Below are 8,206 nucleotides of genomic sequence, written 5' to 3' on the forward strand. Positions count from 1 at the left end.
CCGGCTGCCGTCCCCGCCGCCGAACGGCGGACGCCGGCGGTCTCCCGGACGGCTCGCAGCGCGAATCAGCCGCCCACGGTGGCCGTGTCGGCGGCGTCCGCCTCGTCCGGGACGGCGAACTCCAGCGGCACGGGGATGTCGTCACCGGCGCCGGGCTCGTTGGCCGCCCGGGCCGCCTGTTCCTGGGCGAGCCGCAGGGCCCAGGTGCTCGCGAGCTCATCCGCGGACGGCGGCGCTGCCTCGCTGCCGTCCGCGGAGCCTTCTCCAGCCTTCGTGCTCCCGGACGGACCGGCGGCATCCTCGTTGGCCGCAGCGTAGCGGAACGCGGTATCGCCGGCGATGCCCGTGGACCCGTCCGTACGCGTGAACGCGGAACGCCCGAAGATCTGGACATCCCCGTCCGCCGCCACCTCCGGCTGCCGGTCCGATTCCAGGCCGATGGACCGGATGCCGGCCTCGTCCATGCCGACGAACTCGCCGCGATCCGTCTCGCCGTCGCCATCCGCGTCCCGCCAGACGCCGAACTCCGACCAGCGCTCGTCGCCGGCATCCAGGCGCCCGTTGTCATTGGTGTCGTGGGCGAGCGCCAGGCCTTCCATGTCCGTGCGGGCGTCGGGGTGATCGTCGCTGAAGCGGATCTCGTCGAAACCGTCCAGATCGACCGTGCCGTCGCCGTCGCGGTCCAGCGCCAGGAGGCCGTCATCGGTCCCGATCCACGCGGTGCGGTCGGCACGGCCGTCGCCGTTGACGTCGGCGAGCACGTCGGAGTCGTCGATGTCCCGGAACTCCAGCCCGTCGCCGTCCAGGTCCAGGGCCACGGGGCAGCCGCCCCCACCGCCGCTCGGCTCCGCGTTGGTCAGATGGACCGTCTCCGTCGTGGTGGCACCGTCCGCGTCCTCGATCTCCACCTGGAAACGCGGGTGCTCCGCCTGGTCCTCGGACACCTCGTCAAAGCCCTCCGGGGTAACGATCCGGTGTCTCTCTAGGATACTTTGGTCCTGATCAGGAAGATCGCTAAGGTCCCCCGTGTAGAGGTCCGCATAGGGGCGATCATCCCCCTTGTTGAGACGGTAGTCGAAGGAGCCGTCCTGCCGCAGGTCGACCTCGCCCCACGCCGGCTCCTCCGCCAGCCGGTATGTCAGCGTCCCGGCGCCGTCGGCCTTGCCGTCCGTGTCCTCGACGTCGACCCCGAGGACACGCCCGGCCCCTTCGGCCTCCCAGAAGGCCTTTTCGGCGTGGTTGCCGCTAGCCGCCATATCCGGGACTAGCATCCCGAACGACATCGTCCGAAAGTTGTAAGTGCCGTCATAGCTCGCTTCCGCCATGGCCAGGCGCGGCGCGTCATTCACCGGCTGCACGTCCATCCGTGCCTGTGCCGGTGCACGAGGGCTACCGTCAATGCTGATCTCGTAGTCCAACAACTCCGGCCCACCGTGGTTACTGTTGTAATTGGCGTCCGGCGTGTAGCGGATGGCCTCGTCCACCTCGACCGTGCCGTGGCGCGTTTCCGCACGGCCGATGAACACGCTGTCCTGGTTTTCGGTGAAGCGCAGCTCGTGCACGCCCTGAAGGCGCTCCACGCTGCCCTGGTCGGGGTCGGCAACGCGGATGTGGTCACCGTGGGCGCTGATGTCGTAGTCCGTGCGCTGCCCGGCGAAGCGGGCGGTATCCCCGGCCCCGGGATCGGCGTCCCAGTACCCGTCGTGAATCCCCCGGCTCAGGCCGACATCGACACCGGCAACCGAAGCGATGGTGACCGGACCGCTGTCGCCGGGATCGACATCGCGCACCTCGGGCTGCAGGTCCTCGGGGGTCAGCCGCAGCGAGGTGTCCTCGTCGGTGGACAGCGTGTCCGGGCCCGACGCCACGAACGGGGCGTTATCGACACCGCCGAGCCGGACCGTGCCTTCGGCGAGCTCCACGGCGGCGTTGCTGACGCTCACCGACTCGCCCTGATGCGTGATGGTCAGCCGGGAGCGGTCGTCGCTCCAGTCGAAGGACTCGACGTCGAACACGCTGACATCGGTCAGGCGCACCCGGTCATTGCCGGCGCCGCCGTCGATGCGATCCAGGCCGAAGCCGGCGTCGACCACGTCATCGGCCGCTGATCCCTTGAACACCTCGACCCCGGCGAGACGCCCGAGATTGGCGCCCGCACCGAGGCTCTCATCCGCTATGACGGTATCGCGGCCGGCACCGCCGTCGACGAAGGCGAGATCGTCGGCACCGTCGACATGGATCTCGTCGTCACCCGCGCCCCCGACCAGCTCGTCGACACCCGCGCCGCCGCGAAGGACATCATCGCCCCCGCCGCCGATGAGAATGTCCGCACCGGAGCCGCCGCGCAGGACGTCGGCGCCGGCCCCGGCGTCGAGGAGGTCGTCACCCGCACCGCCTTCCAGCGTATCCGGGCCGTCCCCGGCGAACAGGCGGTCATCGCCCTCGCCGCCGGCCAGTCGGTCCGCGCCGGCACCGCCTTCGAGGGAATCGGCACCTTCACCGCCGCGCAGGCGGTCGGCACCACCGCGCCCGGTCAGTTGATCGTCCCCTGCGCCGCCGATCAGCGTGCTGCCGGTATTCGCCGCGCGGAGCAGGTCACCGTACGCCGTGCCGGTGACCGCCTCCACCGAGACGTACGAATCACCCGCCGCTGTACCCGCAAGCCCGGTCCCCCGGCCGAGATCCACCGCCACCGGCGATTCCGCCGCGGCGTAGGTCACGCGGTCGAAGCCCGGGTCACCGTGGAACCGATCCTCGCCGGCGGAGGCGACGAATTCGTCGTCCCCGGCTCCGCCGTAGAGGATATCGTTGCCCTCGCCACTGATCAGGACATCGTCGCCCCCATAGCCGAACACCGCGGAGCGCTCGTCCAGGGCCTCGAGCTGGTCGGCGCCCCCGGTACCCTCCACCGCCGGGATGCCCATGCCGTCGCCGGGCACCGGGCCGCCGGAGTCGCCGTCGCCCGCGTTCGGGGGTGCATCGTCGGTCTCCGGCGCCGACGCGGCGTCCCCGGCCTCCACCGGCACCAGGCCGTTCGTCACCGGCAGAAGCTCGGCCACCTCCGGTGGCATGGCCGCTTCCGGCCACCGCGCAGAAGCCACCGTTGATTCGACGCCGGCCGGCACCGGAGCAAGCAACAAGGGCTCCGTCGACCCATCGCCCGGACCGGCGGTCTCCACGGGACTGGGGATGGCATCGGCAACCGGAACAAGGCCGGGCGCAGCAGTCACGGGAGCAGGCTCCGCCACCGCCGGCTGCGCGGGTACCGCGGCACCTTCCTCCACGGTACCCGATGCGCCCTCGCCCGCCGCCGGCGTATCACCCAGGCGCTCGGCGGCCGGCGCGCCCTCGGTGGCGAGCACCGCCGCCACGCCGATGGCGGCCGCATCCCCGAGCACGGTTCCGCCCACCGACGGCCGGCCGGTGGTGAGGTACTGGCGGCGCTCCTCGTCGAGCTCCGCCAGGTCCGCCAGGGCCGCCAGGGCCTGACTGCGGCTCTCGGCATCAGCGATCAGCTCGTCCGCCGTCGCGACCCCGTCGGCGAAGCGCACCTGCTCGATGCCGTCGAGACGGTCCGCCGCCCCGCCGCCATCGGCAGCGGCAATGTACAGGTTGCCGGCATCGTCCACCTGGGTACGGTAGGTATCGCGGGCGCCTTCGTAGATGGCCGTGTCGCTGCCCTCGCCTCCGCTGAGTCGGTCACCGTCGCCGGCCGCCACGAGCACGTCGTCACCGGCGTCGCCGTGGACCACGTCGCGGCCCGCGCCGCCCGCGAGAAGGTCGTCGCCTTCGCCGCCGACGATGACATCGTCACCGCCACCGCCGCTGACCCGATCCGTGCCCGCACCGGCGAGGACATGATCATCACCTGCGCCGCCGGCGACGACATCCGCCCCTTCGCCGGCGCTGATGCGGTCGTCGCCTGCGCCGCCGTAGAGGGCGTCATCGCCCGCGCCGCCGATCAGGGTGTCGGCACCCTCGCGCCCCACGAGCGTATCCGCACCGACGCCGCCGTCCAGGGTGTTCGCTTCCGTGTCGCCGGACAGGACATCATCATGAGCGGAGCCCGTGACATGCTCGACCGCCTCGAGGGTGTCGCCCTGCGCGTAGCCGCCGTAGCCTTCCCCGGCCTCGAGATCCATCCGGACACCGCCATCCGAGGCCGTATAGGCCGCCGTGTCCTCACCCGCACCGCCGCGAAGGACATCCGCGCCGCGACCGCCGATCAGCGTATCGGCGCCGGCACCGCCGTTGAGCACATCACTGCCGCCGAGCCCGATGAGGACCTCGTCCGCCCCGGTGCCCTCGATCACGTCGCCGTCGGCGGTACCCGCCCGGACGGCATCGCCCGCGGCCCCGTGGGCCGCCCGCAGGGCCTCACCCACGTCCACCGGCCCGGCACCGGGCTCGACCCCGACGGCATCCATGAGCGCCTGGAGACTCCACGATCCTCCGTCGGGAAGATACAGCGCGGCCGCATCGAAATCGGCCGCGTAGGCGTCGACGCGCACGTGATCGAGATCGCCGAGGGCGGCATCCTCCTGTCCCGGACGGCGAACCCCGATGATGAGCTCGCCGTGCTCGTCGGCCAGGACGAGGTCGCCCGCCGTCACGTCGTCCAGGGAGATACCGGCCTCGGCGAACGCCTGGTTCGCCCGGCTGGCGTTGTCATGGGGATGCGGCTGATCGAGGCCGAGCGCCTTGGCCTCCGCCTTGATCGCGCGGTAGTCGTGCACGAGCGCCGCGCTTTCGGACAGTTCCGCCTCGTCGAGGTCGCCGGCGGCAAGGGCGGACAGCTCTTCCTGCACATCCTCCTGCCCCGCGATCTCCTCGATCCGGTGGGCTTGCTCCTGGTAGGCGCTGTAGCGCTGCGCCGTCGCCAGCTCATCCTTGAGGGCGGCAATATCGACTTCGCCGGCTTCCAGGTGATTGTACAGGGCCCGCTTGACGTGCACGTCGCCGCCGGCGATGGGCGTCGCCTGCAGGGCTTCGGCGACGAGGCGGTTGACGCCGGCGTCCACGGAGTCCACCTCGGTGCCGTTGACGTAGACGCCGTCGCGCGCCTCGTACCGCAGGGTCAGGTCGCCCACGGCATCCGGCTCCAGGAAACGGCCGCCCACGGCGTCGACGATGCCGTCGATGGTGTCCGCGGCGCCCTGGACCGCGAGCATGAGACCGCCGCCGTTGCCGCCGTTGGCATCGCCGACGTCGGTCACGTCCAGGCTGCCGTCCTCCGCCATGGACAGGGTCGCATGCGCCTTCGGCGGCGGCGGGAAGTCCGGCTCGCTGCCGAACAGGTCACCCACCACGCTGCCGATGACACTGCCGATGAACTGGCCCACCACGGACCCGATAACGGTCCCCACCACGGGAATGACGCTGCCGATCGCACCACCGATGGTGGATCCCACCGTCGAGCCCACGGCGGACATGACCGCCCCCGCTTCCGTCTCGGCACCCAGCCCCAGCTCGCTGGTCAGCTGGCTGGTGGCGATGCTGGCCCCCAGGGACACGCCCGCGTTCATGAGCGACGCCCCGCTGGACATCGCCGTCGCCGCGTCCGAGGCGGTACCCAGGCTGGAACCCGTTGCATCCAGGGCCGCGTCGAAGCCGGCCGCCACCGCCTGCTCGGTCATGGCGCTGCCGAGCCGGTCACCAAAGGACGAACCGTCGAAGCCAAGCGACTCGCTGAGCTCGCCCGCCACCAGGCCCGCGCCCGCACCCACGGCCCCGGCGCCCAGGTTGGCCCCGAGACCACCGGAGGTAACGCCTCCGGACGGCGCGTTCACCACGTCGACCGCGGTGCTCTGGAAGGTGCTGTTGAGGGTATCAACAGCGAACTGCTCGCCGGCGCTGTCCGGATCGAGCTGCCGGTTCAGAAGCGAACCGAACGCCGCGGCACCCCCCGAGGCCACGGCGCTCCCCGCCTCGACCTGGTTCACGTGCGCATCGCCGGCAGGATGCTCCCCCTGCCCCGGCTCCAGCTCCGGCACCTCCCCATCCGACTCCGCCGGCGCACCGGTGCGGTTGCCCTGGGGGCGATCCAGGCCGTCGTTGTCGGGCAGGCCGTTATCGGCGTTGTGCGCAGCGCCGGCCGGATGAGCGCCCGCATCGTCGGGGAGTTCGCTGAACTCTCCGGACGATACGGAGTTCTCGGTATCGGCATCCAGGTACCAGCGCGAGTCCAAGCCCACACTACTCCCGGCTTCGGGCGGCTCATCTAAGGATGGAGTATCACGCCGGAGAGTACCGGCGACGTCATTGGGAATAGCTTCGCCGTTCAGGTCCAACGGAATTTGACCGGAGTATGTACCATTCAGCCCATTTCCGTAAACGGCTTCGCCGGGTGCGTTACTCCCGTGATTTGAAGGTAGCCACATCCCTGTGCCATCCATTTCATCAAGGTAAGGATCTCCTATCTCATTTGTATTACCATTTTCAGAAACGCTAGTCTCAGTAGTCGCCACCGGACGCATCAAAAAGTCATTTCCATTCCCATAATCACCAAAACTATATGATGACGGCTTATCAATGTGCTTTAACGTGCCATCCTCATATGCAATTGTTCGAATAGTAATTCCGTTATTAATTCCTTGTTCTGGATTATTACGGTAACTATCTATAGCAACGAACCTAGTACCGTCGGAAAGCTCGCCGGACCACATATCGCCGCGCGCGTAGCCTTCCTCATTACCAAGCATGGCTGCCGTCTGGTCTAAGGCTTCCCCGACCCGCAGAACGTCACCGGCAAGCCGGTCATCAATAGCCTGCCCAAATGCCGCGTCACTGTTGGCGAAACCTTCAGGAAAACTCTTTCCGGATAATCTGACTACTTGCCCGATCTCGTTTTCTCCGACAAGATCGACTTGGGTAACCATGGACAAATCTACGTTGCCTTCCGGACCGGCAACCTGAAGTGATCTTTCATTAATCTCAACCTCGTATCGGTGCTCGTCAGTATTAATCTCCTTGTACATACGATCATTGCCCCAGGAAACATCTCCTACTGGGGTCCCCACTTCGAATGATCCCGTTTCATTCCATCCAATATAACCACCAGCTGAAAAACCAAGCCCGGAAATTTCTGGCCCAATCTGCCCTTTATCATTGATGCCGAGCTTCACTGAGGGCACCCCATTAGCGAACTCTCGCATACCGATATCGGGAATCGGCAGTGCTGGTGCTGCGTCCGACGCTGAACTCGCTGCGCTATCGCCCGGACCTGATCCGGAGATGTTTCGACCGCGTTCCGTCGCGTTCCTGTCCGTCATTCCCCACAATCCTCTTGCCTATTCTCCGTACTCCCGTTGCCATTGCTCGGCTCGACGGGCCGCCTCACGGCGGCCTTCCTCATCCAGGAACCACTGCCATGTCTCCGACCACTCGGCTGACGCCCAGTCGTGGCCGTTGTCCGCCGCGATCTTCGCCCATTTGAACGCCTCAACCGGATCCTGCGGCACGCCGAGCCCTTGGATATGGGCGTTGTAGAGCATGTACTGGGCCTGGCTCTCCCCCTGTCGGGCAGCTTCGAGGAACCATTGCACACCCTGGCCGTAATCCTGCTCGACGCCACTACCCCACATGTACGCCGTCCCCAACAGCCTCTGCGCTACGGCCTGCCCCTGCTCCGCAGCCCGACGGAACCACCTGGCAGCCAACTCCGCATCGCGCTCGACACCCTCGCCTTCTTCATACATTAAGCCAAGATTTGTTTGAGCTGCCGAACTCCCTTGTTCGGCAGCTTCCCGATACAGTTCAAATGCACGCTCGTCGTCGACATCAACACCGACGCCGTTTGAATAAACGTAACCAAGACCTACCACCGCATCTGTATAACCCTGTTGCGCCGAACGCTGCAGCCACTGGTTCGCTACATCCAAATTCTCAGAAACTCCGTAACCGCTGCCATAGAGCTTTGCGACGTAGAACTGCGCCTCGGCATCCCCCGCCTCGGCCTCCGGCATGAGTTCTTCGTAGGCCTCTTCGTAGTTTCCGGACTCGAACGCCTCCACACCCGCCGCCGTATCGGCGACGGCCACGTCAGCGGCCATGCAAAGCAATAAACTGATAACCAGCGCACTACCGCGCCCGGTCAGAGGATCAGAGATGATTCGAAGGTAGGGCATCGGATCCGTCCGCATGGCCTTCGTCCTTGTATGGAAAAATTACACCACGTGCTCCGCGCACCGCAAACCCACTAATGGCA

2 protein-coding genes are annotated in these 8,206 nt (G+C 67.5%); both read right to left on the bottom strand.

Translation table 11 applies throughout. The features are described 5' to 3' along the window. Positions 1-65: 65 nt before the first annotated feature. Positions 66-6,188: an SPM autocatalytic domain-containing protein gene (locus tag QWY84_RS13705; RefSeq protein ID WP_290203283.1), complete on the bottom strand. Its 6,123-nt coding sequence runs from the start codon at positions 6,186-6,188 to the stop codon at positions 66-68. A gap of 1,101 nt (positions 6,189-7,289) precedes the next feature. Continuing rightward, complete coding sequence (locus QWY84_RS13710) at positions 7,290-8,141, bottom strand: tetratricopeptide repeat protein (RefSeq protein WP_290203285.1); 852 nt, start codon at positions 8,139-8,141, stop codon at positions 7,290-7,292. Positions 8,142-8,206: the final 65 nt, after the last annotated feature.

This window comes from Aquisalimonas lutea, assembly GCF_030409225.1.
In the GTDB taxonomy this organism is placed as follows: Bacteria; Pseudomonadota; Gammaproteobacteria; order Nitrococcales; family Aquisalimonadaceae; genus Aquisalimonas; species Aquisalimonas lutea.

Coding starts and splice junctions, on each gene's coding strand:
- QWY84_RS13710 (WP_290203285.1), bottom strand. CDS start 8,141: ATGCGGACGGATCCGATGCCCTACCTTCGAATCATCTCTGATCCTCTG.